This is a genomic window from Ruegeria sp. BB9 (assembly GCF_056539345.1).
The window spans coordinates 162,635-176,813 of sequence record NZ_JBQFUU010000005.1; the positions used below are offsets into that span (position 1 = coordinate 162,635).

At 61.9% G+C, this 14,179-nt stretch carries 14 protein-coding genes; 10 read left to right on the plus strand and 4 right to left on the minus strand.

Annotated elements, in window-relative coordinates:
* Nucleotides 1–48 precede the first annotated feature (48 nt).
* The 4 genes from ACR0FC_RS16515 to pheT all read left to right on the plus strand — a co-directional run bounded on the left by ACR0FC_RS16515 (nucleotide 49) and on the right by pheT (nucleotide 6,217).
* Complete coding sequence (locus ACR0FC_RS16515) at nucleotides 49–1,419, plus strand: glutamate--cysteine ligase (RefSeq protein WP_170342329.1); 1,371 nt, start codon at nucleotides 49–51, stop codon at nucleotides 1,417–1,419.
* A gap of 112 nt (nucleotides 1,420–1,531) precedes the next feature.
* Nucleotides 1,532–2,599, plus strand: a complete 1,068-nt coding sequence (locus ACR0FC_RS16520) for a Hint domain-containing protein (RefSeq protein WP_170342327.1) — start codon at nucleotides 1,532–1,534, stop codon at nucleotides 2,597–2,599.
* A 73-nt stretch (nucleotides 2,600–2,672) separates the two neighbouring features.
* The gene (gene pheS / locus ACR0FC_RS16525; RefSeq protein ID WP_093963563.1) at nucleotides 2,673–3,746 is read left to right on the plus strand and encodes a phenylalanine--tRNA ligase subunit alpha; all 1,074 of its coding nucleotides are present in this window, start codon (nucleotides 2,673–2,675) and stop codon (nucleotides 3,744–3,746) included.
* Nucleotides 3,747–3,820: 74 nt separating this feature from the next.
* Complete coding sequence (gene pheT / locus ACR0FC_RS16530; protein WP_170342325.1) at nucleotides 3,821–6,217, plus strand: phenylalanine--tRNA ligase subunit beta; 2,397 nt, start codon at nucleotides 3,821–3,823, stop codon at nucleotides 6,215–6,217.
* Nucleotides 6,218–6,263: 46 nt separating this feature from the next.
* Here the strand turns inward: pheT and ACR0FC_RS16535 are convergent, their stop codons facing one another.
* Entirely contained in the window at nucleotides 6,264–7,148 is an 885-nt protein-coding gene (locus ACR0FC_RS16535; protein WP_170342323.1) for a LysR family transcriptional regulator, read from the minus strand.
* 84 nt (nucleotides 7,149–7,232) lie between these two features.
* On the opposite strand from ACR0FC_RS16535, the gene ACR0FC_RS16540 reads away from it, so the two are divergent.
* A complete protein-coding gene (locus ACR0FC_RS16540; protein ID WP_170342321.1) occupies nucleotides 7,233–7,865 on the plus strand; it encodes a class I SAM-dependent methyltransferase in 633 nt (210 codons plus the stop codon).
* 89 nt (nucleotides 7,866–7,954) lie between these two features.
* On the plus strand, nucleotides 7,955–8,404 hold the full coding sequence (locus ACR0FC_RS16545) for a YtoQ family protein (protein ID WP_170342319.1): 450 nt from the start codon (nucleotides 7,955–7,957) through the stop codon (nucleotides 8,402–8,404).
* A 48-nt stretch (nucleotides 8,405–8,452) separates the two neighbouring features.
* On the opposite strand, the gene ACR0FC_RS16550 is transcribed toward ACR0FC_RS16545, so the two are convergent.
* Nucleotides 8,453–9,151: a glutathione S-transferase family protein gene (locus tag ACR0FC_RS16550; RefSeq protein ID WP_170342317.1), complete on the minus strand. Its 699-nt coding sequence runs from the start codon at nucleotides 9,149–9,151 to the stop codon at nucleotides 8,453–8,455.
* Between the two features lie 214 nt (nucleotides 9,152–9,365).
* Here ACR0FC_RS16550 and ACR0FC_RS16555 point away from each other — a divergent pair, with 214 nt between their 5' ends.
* On the plus strand, nucleotides 9,366–10,172 hold the full coding sequence (locus ACR0FC_RS16555; protein ID WP_170342315.1) for a mechanosensitive ion channel family protein: 807 nt from the start codon (nucleotides 9,366–9,368) through the stop codon (nucleotides 10,170–10,172).
* Between the two features lie 88 nt (nucleotides 10,173–10,260).
* Here ACR0FC_RS16555 and ald read toward each other — a convergent pair whose 3' ends face one another.
* Nucleotides 10,261–11,379, minus strand: a complete 1,119-nt coding sequence (gene ald / locus ACR0FC_RS16560) for an alanine dehydrogenase (protein ID WP_170342313.1) — start codon at nucleotides 11,377–11,379, stop codon at nucleotides 10,261–10,263.
* Between the two features lie 135 nt (nucleotides 11,380–11,514).
* Between ald and ACR0FC_RS16565 the strand changes: the two genes are divergently transcribed.
* Both ACR0FC_RS16565 and ppk2 read left to right on the plus strand, forming a co-directional pair.
* Nucleotides 11,515–11,973 (plus strand): Lrp/AsnC family transcriptional regulator, encoded by a 459-nt coding sequence (locus ACR0FC_RS16565; protein WP_093963556.1) that lies wholly within the window; start codon nucleotides 11,515–11,517, stop codon nucleotides 11,971–11,973.
* Between the two features lie 150 nt (nucleotides 11,974–12,123).
* The gene (gene ppk2, locus ACR0FC_RS16570) at nucleotides 12,124–13,041 is read left to right on the plus strand and encodes a polyphosphate kinase 2 (RefSeq protein ID WP_093963555.1); all 918 of its coding nucleotides are present in this window, start codon (nucleotides 12,124–12,126) and stop codon (nucleotides 13,039–13,041) included.
* Nucleotides 13,042–13,111: 70 nt separating this feature from the next.
* Here ppk2 and rpsU read toward each other — a convergent pair whose 3' ends face one another.
* Entirely contained in the window at nucleotides 13,112–13,318 is a 207-nt protein-coding gene (gene rpsU / locus ACR0FC_RS16575; protein WP_005614280.1) for a 30S ribosomal protein S21, read from the minus strand.
* Nucleotides 13,319–13,429: 111 nt separating this feature from the next.
* Here rpsU and ACR0FC_RS16580 point away from each other — a divergent pair, with 111 nt between their 5' ends.
* Nucleotides 13,430–14,122 (plus strand): COQ9 family protein, encoded by a 693-nt coding sequence (locus tag ACR0FC_RS16580; protein WP_170342311.1) that lies wholly within the window; start codon nucleotides 13,430–13,432, stop codon nucleotides 14,120–14,122.
* Nucleotides 14,123–14,179: the final 57 nt, after the last annotated feature.

Consider the following 14,179-nt stretch of genomic DNA (forward strand, 5'->3'; position numbering starts at 1 on the left):
CCACCACTGACCCCCACGACTCGACACATCAGGATCGGAGCACGGTTCATGTCCATTCCTCAGTCCGGCGGCGGGCCGATCGAACGCCACGAACAACTGGCCGAATACCTGGCCGATGGCTGCAAACCCAAAAGCGAATGGCGCATCGGGACCGAGCACGAGAAATTCGGCTACTGCAAGGACACGCTGAAACCGCTGCCCTATGAGGGCGAACGCTCGATCCTGGCGGTGCTGCAGGGGCTGCGCGACGGGCATGGCTGGACCCCCGTGGAAGAGGCGGGCAAGCTGATCGGGCTGGAAAAGGACGGAGCAAACGTCTCGCTGGAACCGGGGGGGCAGCTGGAGCTGTCGGGCGCGCCACTGGAGACCATCCACGAGACCTGCGACGAAGTGAACGCGCATCTGCGCGACGTGAAGGACATCGCCGACAAGATCGGCGTAGGCTTCATCGGGCTGGGCGCCGCACCGATCTGGAAGCATGAGGACATGCCGCTGATGCCCAAGGGCCGGTATGTCCTGATGAACGACTACATGGAAAAGGTCGGCGACATGGGCCGCGCCATGATGCGCCGGACCTGCACGGTTCAGGTCAACATCGACTTCGGGTCCGAGGCGGACATGGTGCAGAAGCTACGCGTGGCGCTGGCCCTGCAGCCGGTGGCGACCGCGCTGTTTGCCAACTCGCCCTTCTTCGAGGGCAAGCCCAACGGCCACAAAAGCTGGCGCAGCTACATCTGGCGGCATCTGGATGACGCGCGCACCGGCATGCTGCCCTTCGTGTTCGAGGACGGCTTCGGGTTCGAGCGCTACGTGGAATATGCCTTGGATGTGCCGATGTATTTCGTCTATCGCGACGGAAAGTATATCGACGCGCTGGGCATGTCATTCCGCGATTTCCTGCAGGGCAAGCTGCCCGCGCTGCCGGGCGAGACGCCGACGCTTTCGGATTGGGCCGATCACCTGACCACCGCCTTCCCCGAGGCGCGGATCAAGAAATTCATGGAAATGCGCGGGGCCGACGGCGGCCCGTGGCGCCGTCTGTGCGCGCTGCCCGCCTTCTGGGTGGGGCTGACCTATGACCAGTCCGCGCTGGATGCCGCATGGGATCTGGTCAAGGGCTGGGACGCCGAAACCCGCGAGGGGTTGCGCGTCGCCGCGGCCCGGGACGGGCTGCAGGCGCAGGTCGGCGGTATCAACATGCACGATCTGGCGCGCGAGGTGGTGGCCATCGCCGAGTCCGGCCTGAAGGCGCGGGCGCGGCCGGGTGCAGGCGGGCTGGTCCCGGACGAGACCCATTTCCTGAACGCGCTTAAGGAAAGCATCCAGTCCGGCAAGGTGCCGGCCGACGAACTTCTCGAGCATTACCACGGCGACTGGCAGGGCGACCTGACGCGGATCTACCCCGAATACAGCTACTGACCGCGACCTGTTGCAATTAGGGGCCTGTTAGCCACATTCCCGGATCGCGCCTTGTTCGGCGGTGGCGTTTGCGCGATACATTCGGGTCAGGTTTTCCGGTCGTGGTGCTTTCATGGCGCGTATCAGTGAGTTGCATTATTCCAATGCCTATGCCGCGAATTCGGGCGTGTCCGAATTCCTGGAGGTGTCCCTTCGCCCGGACGAAGACCCGGCGGATTTCACCGTGTCCTTCTATCAGGCGAACGGGCAGGTCGGGATCGAGATCCCACTCAACGATCCCTCCGTTCAGGTCACCGTGGACCCCGACAACAATGAGATCGTCTATGTCATCTCGGCCGATGATTTTCCGATCTTCCTGACCGATCCGGATGGTGGCGGCCCAACCAATTACGAAGCCTATGCGCTGACCAACACCGCCACGGGTGAGGTGATAGATTTCTACGACATCGGTGGCGGCACGCAGAACATCGTAGCGGTCGATGGGCTGGCAGCCGGGGAAACCTCGGTCAACCTGCCGGTGCTGGTCGGGCCGAACCAGACCACGACGACCCTGCAGTTCAACCAACCCGATCCTGACACGCTGACATATGGTCCCTTGTCGCCCGGGGATACCGGGGCCGCCTGTTTCACGGCAGGAACCCTGGTGGATACCCCCGAGGGGCCGCGCCGGATCGAGACGTTGCAGCCCGGCGACACTGTCCTGACCGTCGATTACGGCCCTTGCCGGGTTCGCTGGATCGGCGGCCGCACGGTGCGCGGCGTGGGCCGGTTAGCGCCGGTGCGCATCCGCGCGGGTGTTCTGGGCGCCACGGCAGACATTCTGGTCTCGCCCCAGCACCGCATTCTTGTCGGCGGCTGGCAAGCCCAGCTTCTGTTCGGCGAGGATGAGGTTCTGGTTCCGGCCAAGTCGCTGGTCAACGGCGACACCGTCACCGTGCAGCCCTGCGACATCGTCCGCTATGTCCACCTGTTCTTCGACCGGCACCAGCTGGTCACCACTTCGGGTCTTGTGTCCGAGAGCTTCTTTCCGGGGCAGGAGGCGCTCTCGGGGCTGGAACAGGAGGCCGCACGCGAACTGTTTGCGCTGTTCCCCGACCTGCGGACCCATCCGCAGGGCTATGGCCCCACGATCCGCCCGGTCCGGTGTGATCGACAGGCAGCGGTTCTGCGCGCGACCTGATCGCGCGGCCCGGCCCTCTTGCTTTCGCGCGCTGCTGTGATAGCAGGACAGCAACAGAATTCAGGGGACCGTCATGGACGATCTTAAGGCAAAATACCTGGGTCAGATCGCTGACGCAGGCGACGAAAGCACGCTGGAAGCGATCCGCGTGGCCGCGGTGGGCAAAAAGGGCGAAGTGGCGCTGAAGATGCGCGAACTGGGCAAAATGACGCCCGAGGAACGCCAGGTCGCCGGCCCCGCGCTGAACGCGCTGAAGGACGAGATCAATTCGGCGCTGGCCGCCAAGAAGGCCGCATTGGCCGATGCCGCGTTGGATGAACGTCTGCGGACCGAGTGGTTGGACGTGACGCTGCCCGCGCGCCCGCGCCGCCAGGGCTCGATCCACCCGGTCAGCCAGGCGACCGAGGAACTGACCGCGATCTTTGCCGAGCTGGGCTTCTCCGTCGCCGAAGGCCCCCGGATCGAGACCGACTGGTACAATTTCGACGCGCTGAACATCCCCGGCCATCACCCGGCGCGGGCCGAGATGGACACATTCTACATGCACCGCGCGCCGGGCGACAATCGCCCGCCGCATGTGCTGCGCACCCATACCTCGCCGGTGCAGATCCGCTCGATGGAGAAGCAGGGCGCGCCGATCCGCGTGATCTGCCCGGGCGGCGTCTATCGCGCCGATTATGACCAGACCCACACGCCGATGTTCCACCAGGTCGAGGGCCTTGCCATCGACAAGGATATCTCGATGGCAAACCTGAAATGGGTTCTGGAGGAATTCGTCAAAGCGTTCTTCGAGGTCGACGACGTCGAACTGCGCTTCCGCGCCTCGCATTTCCCGTTCACCGAACCCTCGGCCGAGGTCGATATCCGCTGTTCCTGGGAAGGCGGCCAGCTGAAGATCGGCGAGGGCGATGACTGGATGGAGATTCTGGGCAGCGGCATGGTCCACCCCAAGGTGATCGCCGCCGGCGGGATCGACCCCGAGGTCTATCAGGGCTTTGCCTTTGGCATCGGCATCGACCGTCTGGCGATGCTGAAATACGGCATCCCGGATCTGCGGGCGTTCTTTGATAGCGACCTGCGCTGGCTGCGCCACTACGGGTTTGCGGCGCTGGATATGCCCAACCTGCATGGTGGCTTGTCACGATGAAGTAGCATGGGGCTTGCCCTGCTGCCCAAGAGAATTCGGCGGGTTGGCCCGCCTTACCGGACAGGAAAACAGAAATGAAATTCACCCTCTCCTGGCTGAAAGACCACTTGGACACCGACGCCTCGGTTGATGAGATCGTCGAGGCGCTGACCGATCTCGGGCTCGAGGTCGAAGAGGTCATCAACCCGGCCGACAAGCTCAAGGATTTTACCTTGGGCTATGTGAAACATGCCGAGAAACACCCCGATGCCGACAAGCTGCGCGTCTGCAAGGTGGACACCGACGAGGGCGAGTTGCAGATCATCTGCGGCGCCCCCAACGCGCGCGAGGGCATCACCGTCGTGGTCTGCAAGCCGGGCATGTATATTCCCGGTCTCGACCTGACGATCAGCGTCGGCAAGATCCGCGGCGTCGAAAGCTTTGGCATGATGGCGTCCGAGCGCGAGTTGGAACTGTCGGACGAGCATGACGGCATCATCGAGCTGCCCTCGGGCGAGGTGGGCCAGCGGTTCGTCGACTGGCTGGCCGAGAATGACCCCGCCAAGATCGACCCGGTGATCGAGATCGCCATCACCCCCAACCGTCCCGATGCGCTGGGCGTTGCAGGGATCGCGCGCGATCTGGCGGCGCGGGGTCTGGGCACGCTGAAGCAGCGTGACTATGCCCCGGTGCCGGGGGATTTCGAAAGCCCGATCAAGGTGACGATCGACGACGACACGCTGGATGGCTGTCCGCATTTCACCGGCCGCCTGATCCGCGGCGTCAAGAACGGCCCCAGCCCGCAATGGCTGCAGGATCAGCTGAAGGCGATCGGTCTGCGTCCGATTTCGGCCCTGGTGGATATCACCAACTATATGACCTTCGACAGCAACCGTCCGCTGCACGTGTTTGACGCCGACAAGGTCAAGGGCAACCTGCGGGTGCACCGCGCCAAGGGCGGCGAGAAGCTGGTGGCGCTGGACGAAAAGGAATACACTCTGCAGCCCGGCATGATGGTGATTTCCGACGACAACGGCCCGGAATCCATCGCCGGCATCATGGGCGGGCAAGAGACCGGCTGTACCGAGGACACGGTAAACGTGTTCCTGGAAAGCGCCTTTTGGGATCATGTTCAGATCGCGCTGGCGGGCCGCGCGCTCAAGATCAACTCGGACGCGCGTTACCGGTTCGAACGCGGGGTCGATCCGGCATACACGCTGGAAGGGTTGGAGCACGCGACCCAGATGATCCTGGACATCTGCGGCGGCGAGGTTTCGAAGGTCGTCGAGGCCGGCAAGGCGCCGGACCATTCGCGCGCCTATCGGCTGGATGCTGCGCGGGTGCAGTCGCTGGTGGGCATGGACATCCCCGAAAGCGAGCAGCGCCAGACCCTGACCCGGCTGGGTTTCCGTCTGGAAGGCGACATGGCCCATGTGCCCAGTTGGCGCCCCGACATCCAGGGCGAGGCCGATCTGGTCGAGGAGGTCGCCCGCATCGCCTCGCTGACCAAGCTGCAGGGCAAGCCGCTGCCGCGTGTCACGGATGGTATTCCCAAGCCGGTCATGACCCCGGCCCAGCGGCGTCAGTCGATGGCGCGGCGCAACTGCGCGGCGCTGGGGTACAATGAATGCGTCAGCTACACTTTCATCGATCAAGCCTCGGCCGCGCTGTTCGGTGGCGGCGATGACGCGACGATGCTGGAAAACCCGATCTCGTCCGAGATGAGCCACATGCGCCCCGACCTGTTGCCCGGCCTGTTGCAGGCCGCGGCGCGCAACCAGGCGCGCGGCTTTGCCGATCTGGCCCTGTTCGAGGTCGGCCCGGTCTTTCATGACGGGGAACCCGGCGAGCAACGCACCCAGATCGCAGGCCTTCTGGTCGGGCGGACCGGTCCCAAGGATGTGCACGGCGCCGCTCGCTCAGTCGACGTGTTCGACGCCAAGGCCGATGCCGAGGCCGTGCTGACCGCCATCGGGGCCCCCGCCAAGGTGCAGATCCTGCGCGACGGCGACGCCTGGTGGCATCCGGGCCGTCACGGCAAGATCTGCCTGGGCCCCAAAAAAATGCTGGGCGTGTTCGGCGAACTGCATCCGCGCGTGCTGCAGCAGTTGGACATCAAGGGCCCGGCCGTGGCCTTCACCATCTGGCCGGACGAGGTTCCGCTGCCGCGCAAATCCGGCACCACCCGCTCGGCGCTGGAACTGCGTGACCTGCAGGCGGTCGAGCGTGACTTTGCCTTTGTCGTCGATGCCGATGTCGAGGCGCTGACGCTGGTGAATGCCGCCGCCGGCGCCGACAAGGCGCTGATCGAAGAGGTGCGCGTGTTCGATGAGTTCATCGGCGGCAGCCTGGGCGAGGGCAAGAAATCTCTGGCCATTACCGTCCGGCTTCAGCCGACCGACAGCACGCTGAAGGAAAAAGACATCGAGGCGGTGGCGGAAAAGATCATCGCCAAGGTCACCAAGGCCACCGGCGGCGTTCTGCGCGGCTGAGGTGGCTTGAACCCGAAGTGGCACGCGCGCCCATGGCGCGCGTGTTTCATTTTGCGAAGAAATCCGCCAGCAGGTCAAAGACCAGCCGGATGCGCCGGCTGGTATGCAGCTCGCGATGGGTGGTCAGCCAGATCGGGAACCGCAGCGGCTCCATGTCGGGAAGGACGCGCTCCATACCGGGTGTGGCATCGCCAACCGGCTCGGACATGGGCGCGATGCCAAAGCCCTGCCGGGCAAACTCCCACGAGACGATGCCGTTCTGCGACCCCAGGCGGAAGTTTTCTTCGGTCAGATGCAGGCCGATCGGTTCGAAATAGGCGATCATCTGCGCGGTGTCGCCGAAACTGATGAACGCGTGCCGGGACAGGTCCGACAGGGACTTGGGGCGTCCAGCGCGGTTCAGGTAGGCGGTGGCGGCATAGAAATGCCCCTCAGCCTCCTGCACCAGTTTTGCGATCAGGTCGGGCTGATCGGGGCGGACATGGCGGATGGCGATATCCGCCTCGCGCCGCATCAGATCGCGAATGTCGTTCGCGGCGACCACATCGATCCGCAGTTTCGGAGCCTGCACGCGGATCTCGCGCAGCAGATCCGGCAGGATATAGGCCGACATCACGTCGCTTGCGGTGATCCGCACCTGCCCCTCGATCGATTGCGCCTGACCGGACGCGGCCAACGCAATGCGATCTGCAGCTGCGCCCATCTCTCTCGTGTGCTCCAACAACTCGATCCCGGCGGTGGTGATCTGAAGTGATCGGCCGACCCGTTCGAACAGCATCACGCCCAGGTCGGATTCAAGCGCGGCGATCTGGCGGCTGAGGGTCGGTTGTGTATGGTCCAATCGTCGTGCCGCGGCCGAAAGCGAGCCCGTCTCGGCCGTGGCCAGAAAGGCGCGGATATGGTTCCAGTCGAATTTGCGCGGATCATCCATGCATGAATGTATAAGGATTCTGCGAAATTCGGCAATTCACCTTTGAAACGCGTATCACTACCTTGCGCTCAAAGGAGAGCCGACATGACCGCCACAGCCAAATTCTGGGACGGAATCGCCGAGAAATACGCGAAATCCCCGATCCGGGACATGGAGTCCTACGAGCACACGTTGCAACGCACGGTGTCCTACCTGAAGCCGACCGATCAGGTGCTGGAACTGGGCTGCGGAACCGGGCGCACCGCGCTGCGGCTGTCCGGCCATGCGGATACGATCACGGCGAGTGATGTCTCTCCGGGCATGTTGGCCGTGGGCCGCAGGTTGGCGCAAGAGGAGCAGATCGAAAACGTTGTCTTTGTTGAGGCCGACGCGACCCACCCCCCGAATTGGGCCTATGATGTGGTGATGGCGTTCAATCTGCTGCACCTGATCCGCGATCTGGAGGCGACGCTGGCCGCGGTTCATGAGGTGTTGAAACCCGGCGGTCTGTTCATTTCAAAAACGCCCTGTCTTGCCCAGGGTGGATTGGGGTTCAAGTTCGGCTTGCTGAAGTTGCTCTTACCGGTCATGCAGCTTTTGGGCAAAGCGCCATTCGTCAGCCAATTCGACATCAAGACACTGGAAACGACCATTGAAAAGGCCGGGTTCGAGATCATAGAAAGCGGGAATTTTCCGGCAAAACCGCCTTCGCGCTATCTGGTGGCTCGCAAGCTGTAACGCCAGCGCCGCATCGGCAGGCAACTTCCGCATTGGGCTTCGCGTGATTGGGCAGTAAACAGGGCCAGAAGCAAAAGGCGGAGGCTGCAATGGGTTTGAATGTCTACCTGTCGGGCGAGATCCACACGGATTGGCGCGAACAGATCATCGAAGGCGCGCAGGGGTTGGATGTCACGTTCAACAGCCCCGTCACCGATCATGCGGCCAGCGACGATTGCGGTGTCGCCATTCTGGGGGCCGAGCCGAACAAGTACTGGCACGACCACAAAGGCGCGATGGTCAACGCGATCCGTACCCGCAAGGGGATCGCCGATGCCGACGTCGTCGTGGTGCGGTTCGGCGACAAGTACAAGCAGTGGAATGCGGCCTTCGACGCGGGCTATGCCGCGGCCCTGGGCAAGTCGATCATCGTGTTGCACGGCCCCGACCATCAGCATGCGCTGAAAGAGGTCGATGCCGCCGCGTTGGCGGTGGCCGAGGAGCCCCGTCAGGTGGTCGAGATTCTACGCTATGTGCTGACCGGGAAACTGCCCGGTTGATGGCACGGAATGCCGACGCCGCTTGTAAGGCGGCGACGGCGTGATCCCTTACCCGCGCGGAGGCGTGACCAGACCCTTTTGAACCGCGGGCCGGTCCAGGAACCGGTTCAGATAGGCGATGGTGTTGCGATGATCGTCCCAGCCGACCAACTCTTTGGCGCCGTAGAAATCAAGGCCGCGCAGCCACGGGGCCAAAGCGATATCGGCAATTGAGTACTCACCGGCGATCCAGTCCTGCCCGTGCAACTGGGTCTCGACGACATTCAGCAGCCGTTTGGCCTCGTTGACATACCGCTCGCGCGGACGCGGGTCTTCGATCGCGCTGCCGGCGAACTTGTGGAAGTAACCCAGCTGCCCGAACATCGGACCCACGCCGCCCATCTGGAACATCAGCCATTGCGTGATCCGATACTTGTCGGCCGTGTTCTGGCCGAGGAACTTGCCGGTTTTCTCGGCCAGGTACAGCAGGATCGCACCACTTTCGAACAGCGCCAGGGGCTGTCCGCCCGGGCCGTCAGGATCGATGATCGCCGGAATCTTGTTGTTTGGGTTCAGCGACAGAAACTCGGGGCTTTTGACGTCGGCGTCTGACAGGGTGACCTTGTGCGCCTCGTAGGGCAGGCCTGTTTCTTCGAGCATGATGGACACCTTCACGCCGTTCGGCGTCGGGAAGGAATAGAGTTGGATCCGCTCCGGCGAATGCGGGGGCCATTTGGTCATGATCGGGAAGGTGGCGGTGTCCAGCATGGCAATCTCCTTGTTCGGGTACTATTGCAAGCTAGGCATTCAGGGGCGGATTGTTAGATGGCGGTCTGTGCAACCCCGGGCAGCGACTGTTTGCTGAAGCACAGCGGGGAAATCCGGGACATTTCAAACCTAGACCTGTGCGGTTTTATCGCCCAATGTTGCGGAAACCCCGCGCAAAAGTCGCGGGTTTGTTGCTGTTGGAAAGGAGACGCCCGTGGATGAGGTCGTGACGCAGGTAGGGGCATTTGCCCCATTGATCATGAGCGCGGTCAAAGCCCTGATCGTTCTTGTTATCGGCTGGATAGCCGCTGGCATGATCGCAGGGATCGTTCGCCGCCGAATTAATTCGACCCCGCAAATCGATCCGACTTTGGGGAATTTCGTTGCCAGCACCGTCAAATGGGTGATCCTGGCCATTGTTCTGGTTGCTGTGCTTGGCATCTTCGGGATCGAAGCGACGAGTATCGTTGCCATTCTGGGTGCCGCTTCGCTGGCCATCGGCCTTGCGCTGCAGGGCACGCTCAGCGATCTTGCCGCAGGTGTGATGCTGGTGGTTTTCCGGCCATACAGGTTGGGTCAGTTCGTGGATATCGGTGGAACAGCCGGCACGGTGAAGGACCTGAACCTGTTCACGACCGAACTGGTCACGCCCGACAATGTGCAGATCATCGTTCCCAACGGTCAGGCCTGGGGGTCGATCATCACCAACTACTCGGCCCACGACACGCGGCGTGTCGATCTGGTATTCGGGATCGACTATGGCGACAGTGCGGATGCGGCCATGAAGATCATTCTGGATGTGGCCAAGTCGGACAAGCGCATACACTCGGACCCGGAGCCCTGGGTGCGTGTGACCAACTTGGGAGACAGCTCGGTGGATCTGACCGCGCGGTTGTGGTGTGCCGCCGCCGACTATTGGGACGTCAAGTTCGATCTGACCAAGGCCGTCAAGGAAGCGTTTGACAGCAAGGGCATTTCGATCCCCTACCCGCACTCGGTGGAAATCCACAAAGAAGGCTGAATGCTCCCGTCCGTCCGTCGGGCATTGGAAATGCCCTTCTCCGGTTGGGCCAAGGGCCGCGCAGACGCGCGGCGCTGTTGCGTTTCGATCAGGCCTTGACGACCATTGCGGGCGAGACCACGTCGATCCCCAGTGCCTTGCCTACGGCATAGTAGGTCAGCTGGCCGGCGTGCACGTTGAGGCCCGCCAGAAGGTGGGGATCGTCCTGGCACGCCTGCTTCCAGCCCTTGTCGGCCAGCGCCAGCATGAACGGCATCGTTGCGTTCCCCAGCGCGATGGTCGAGGTCCGTGCCACCGCGCCCGGCATATTGGCCACGCAGTAGTGCATAATGCCATCAACCTCATAGATCGGATCGGCGTGCGTCGTTGCCTTGGAGGTTTCGAAACAGCCGCCCTGGTCGATTGCTACGTCGACAAGCACAGCGCCCGGCTTCATGGTCGACAATTGCTCGCGGGTGATCAGTTTCGGGGCGGCCGCGCCTGGGATCAGAACGGCCCCGATCACCATATCAGCCGACTGGATCAGCTCGGCCGTGGCACCCGCGGTCGAGTACTGGTTCTTGAACCGGCCACCGAAGACGTCATCCAGATAGCGAAGGCGCGGCAGCGAACGGTCCAGAACGGTCACATCAGCGCCCATGCCAGCCGCCACCTGAGCCGCATGCGTGCCAACGACGCCGCCACCGATCACGACAACCTTTGCCGGGCCCACACCAGGGACGCCGCCCATCAGAACGCCGCGCCCGCCATTGGCCTTTTGCAGGGTCCACGAACCGACTTGCGGGGCCAGACGCCCCGCGACTTCGGACATCGGGGCAAGCAGCGGCAGACCACCGTTGGAATCCGTCACCGTTTCATAGGCGATCGCCGTGCAGCCCGAAGCCAGCAGATCGTGGGTTTGCTCCGGGTCGGGCGCCAGGTGCAGGTAGGTGAACAGCAGCTGGCCTTCGCGCAGCATCTTGCGCTCGACCGCTTGCGGTTCCTTGACCTTGACGATCATGTCGGCGGTCGCGAACACCTCTTCAGCGGTGTCCACAATGCGCGCGCCTGCGGCGACATAGGCGTCGTTGTCAAAGCCTGAACCCAACCCGGCGCCGGTTTCGATGATGACCTCGTGACCACGGGCAACCGCTTCCTGCGCGGCGTTCGGGGTCATGCCGACGCGGAATTCCTGCGGTTTGATTTCTTTTGGGCAACCGATTTTCATGGGGCTCTCCATTCATAAACTGCACAAATTATGTGCAGAAAACCGCGCAATTTCTGTGAAACTCGGTGCGCAAATGCGCTAATATGTGGGAAATTTTTCGATGAAATGAGAAAATCTTGCAACGGATGTGCGTGAATGTCACTTGATGCGACTGACCGAAAGATTCTGGCGGCCCTTCAGCGCAAGGGGCGTATGTCGAACGCGGAACTGTCAGAGCAGGTCAACCTGTCGCCCTCTGCCTGCCATCGCCGGGTCCAGCGGCTTGAGGCGGAAGGCTATATCCGGGACTATGTCGCGCTGTTGAATGCGCGCAAACTGGGGGTGCCGACAACCGTATTCGTCGAGATCACCTTGCAGGGTCAGGCCGAGGAGGTGCTGGAGGCCTTCGAGCGGGCGGTCCGGCGCATTCCGGACGTTCTGGAGTGCCACCTGATGGCCGGGTCGGCCGATTATGTCCTGAAGGTGGTTGCCGAAAACACCGAGGATTTTGCGCGCATCCACCGCCAGTATCTGTCGCGCCTGCCCGGAGTTGCGCAAATGCAAAGCTCGTTCGCCCTGCGGACCGTTTTCAAGACGACAGCACTGCCTGTCTGACCCTGGTGCGGCAGTCTTGCCGATGCGGTTGTATCTGCCGTTGAGCCGGTTCAATATTGGCTTTCGGGGCGGGAAACAGGTCGGCATGACATTGGCCGGTTACACGTACCCGATATGGTCCGAGACTGTTGAGAGATAAGGAGCAGGCCCTTGGCTGAAGAATATGAGAACACAGTCGACGATTGGCTGGAAGCCGAGTTGCAGGACACACTGGACGAGGATTTTGAGATTGAGTTCAGCGAACCCATGCTGTCGATGGAGGTCCGCAAGATCTATCGCGAACAGCATCCTGAAATGCTGGATCGCAAGGTCTATTTCCGCAACCTGTTGCGCCTGCAGGCCGAGCTGATCAAGGTTCAGGACTGGGTGCAGCATACCGGCGCCAAGGTTTGCATCCTGTTCGAAGGGCGCGACAGCGCTGGAAAGGGCGGGGTAATCAAGCGGATCACCCAGCGGCTGGACCCGCGGGTTGCACGCGTCGTCGCTTTGCCCGCCCCCAGCCGGCGCGAGCAGAGCCAGTGGTATTTTCAACGCTATGTGCCGCATTTGCCGGCGGCGGGTGAGATCGTTCTGTTCGACCGGTCGTGGTACAACCGGGCGGGCGTTGAACGGGTGATGGGCTTCGCCACCGAAGCCCAGGTCGAGCAGTTCTTTCAGGACGTTCCCGAATTCGAGCGCATGTTGGTTCGGTCGGGAATCATTTTGTTGAAATACTGGTTCTCGATCACGGACGAAGAACAACAGCTGCGCTTTCTGATGCGAATCCATGATCCGATGAAGCAGTGGAAACTGTCACCGATGGACCTGGAATCGCGCATCCGCTGGGAAGACTATACCAAGGCCAAGGAAGACATGCTGTTCCGAACCAACATTCCCGAGGCCCCTTGGTACATTGTCGAAGGCAACGACAAAAAGCGGGAAAGGTTGAACTGCATGGAGCACATTCTGACCAAGATTCCGTACGAAGAGGTGCCCCACGAAAAGGTCACTCTGCCGGATCGGAAATACAATCCCGAGTATGAACGGCGGGTTCTGCCGGACGAATTGTACGTGCCCAAGATCTACTGAAACGACAAACCCCCGGGCGATGCCACGGGGGTCGTCAAATAGTGTCATCCAAAGCTGGACGAGGAAGATCTTAGAGCAGACCTTCGCGCTGGGCTTTCTTGCGTGCCAATTTACGGGCACGGCGGATCGCTTCAGCTTTCTCGCGCGCTTTTTTCTCGGAGGGTTTCTCGAAATGTTGCTTCAGCTTCATTTCACGGAACACGCCTTCGCGCTGCAGCTTTTTCTTCAGGGCACGAAGCGCCTGATCGACATTGTTGTCGCGAACACTAACCTGCATGTGGTTGTCACCACCTTTCTAGATAGAGTTGCAAGGAAATTGCAGGAGTTGGCCGTATAGCAAAGCGGACCTAACTTGTCTAGTACTGGGCCCAACAGTCGGAGGACCGCCATGACCGTGACCTATGAAGATGCAAAACAGCAATTGCTGGACGCAATTCTGACCCATGTTCCTTTTGATGGTTGGTCCGAAGAGAGCTTTCGCGCGGCCATTGCCGACTGCGATCTGGACGAAGGGCTGGCCCGGGTCATCTGCCCGCGGGGTGCCGTGGATCTGGCGCTCGCGTTTCACGCCCGCGGGGACGCCGAGATGCTTGAACGGCTGAAGTCCGAGGACCTGAGCGATCTGAAGTTCCGCGACAGGATTGCCGCTGCAGTGCGCTTCCGCCTGCAGGCTGTCCCCGACAGGGAGGCGGTGCGCCGAGGCGTGACTTTGTTTTCATTGCCGTCATATGCAGCAGATGGGGCCAAGGCGGTCTGGGGCACCTGTGACCTGATCTGGGATGCGCTGGGCGACACTTCGGATGACGTCAACTGGTACACCAAACGCGCGACACTGTCGGGTGTGTATTCCTCGACCCTGTTGTTTTGGTTGGGCGATGACAGCCCGGACCACCAGCGGACATGGGAATTCCTGGATCGCCGCATTGCGGATGTGATGCAGTTCGAGAAGCTCAAGGCGCAGGTCAACAACAACCCGCTGTTCAAACCTTTTCTTGCGGTTCCCAACTGGCTGGCAAGTCAGGTTCGGGCGCCAGTCAGGATGCGGGCCGATCTGCCGGGTCTTCTGAACCCGCGCAAGTAACCGCCTCTTGTTGCTGGGCCTTTCCCGATTCGCCTGATACCCATTGCGCAAAGGAGT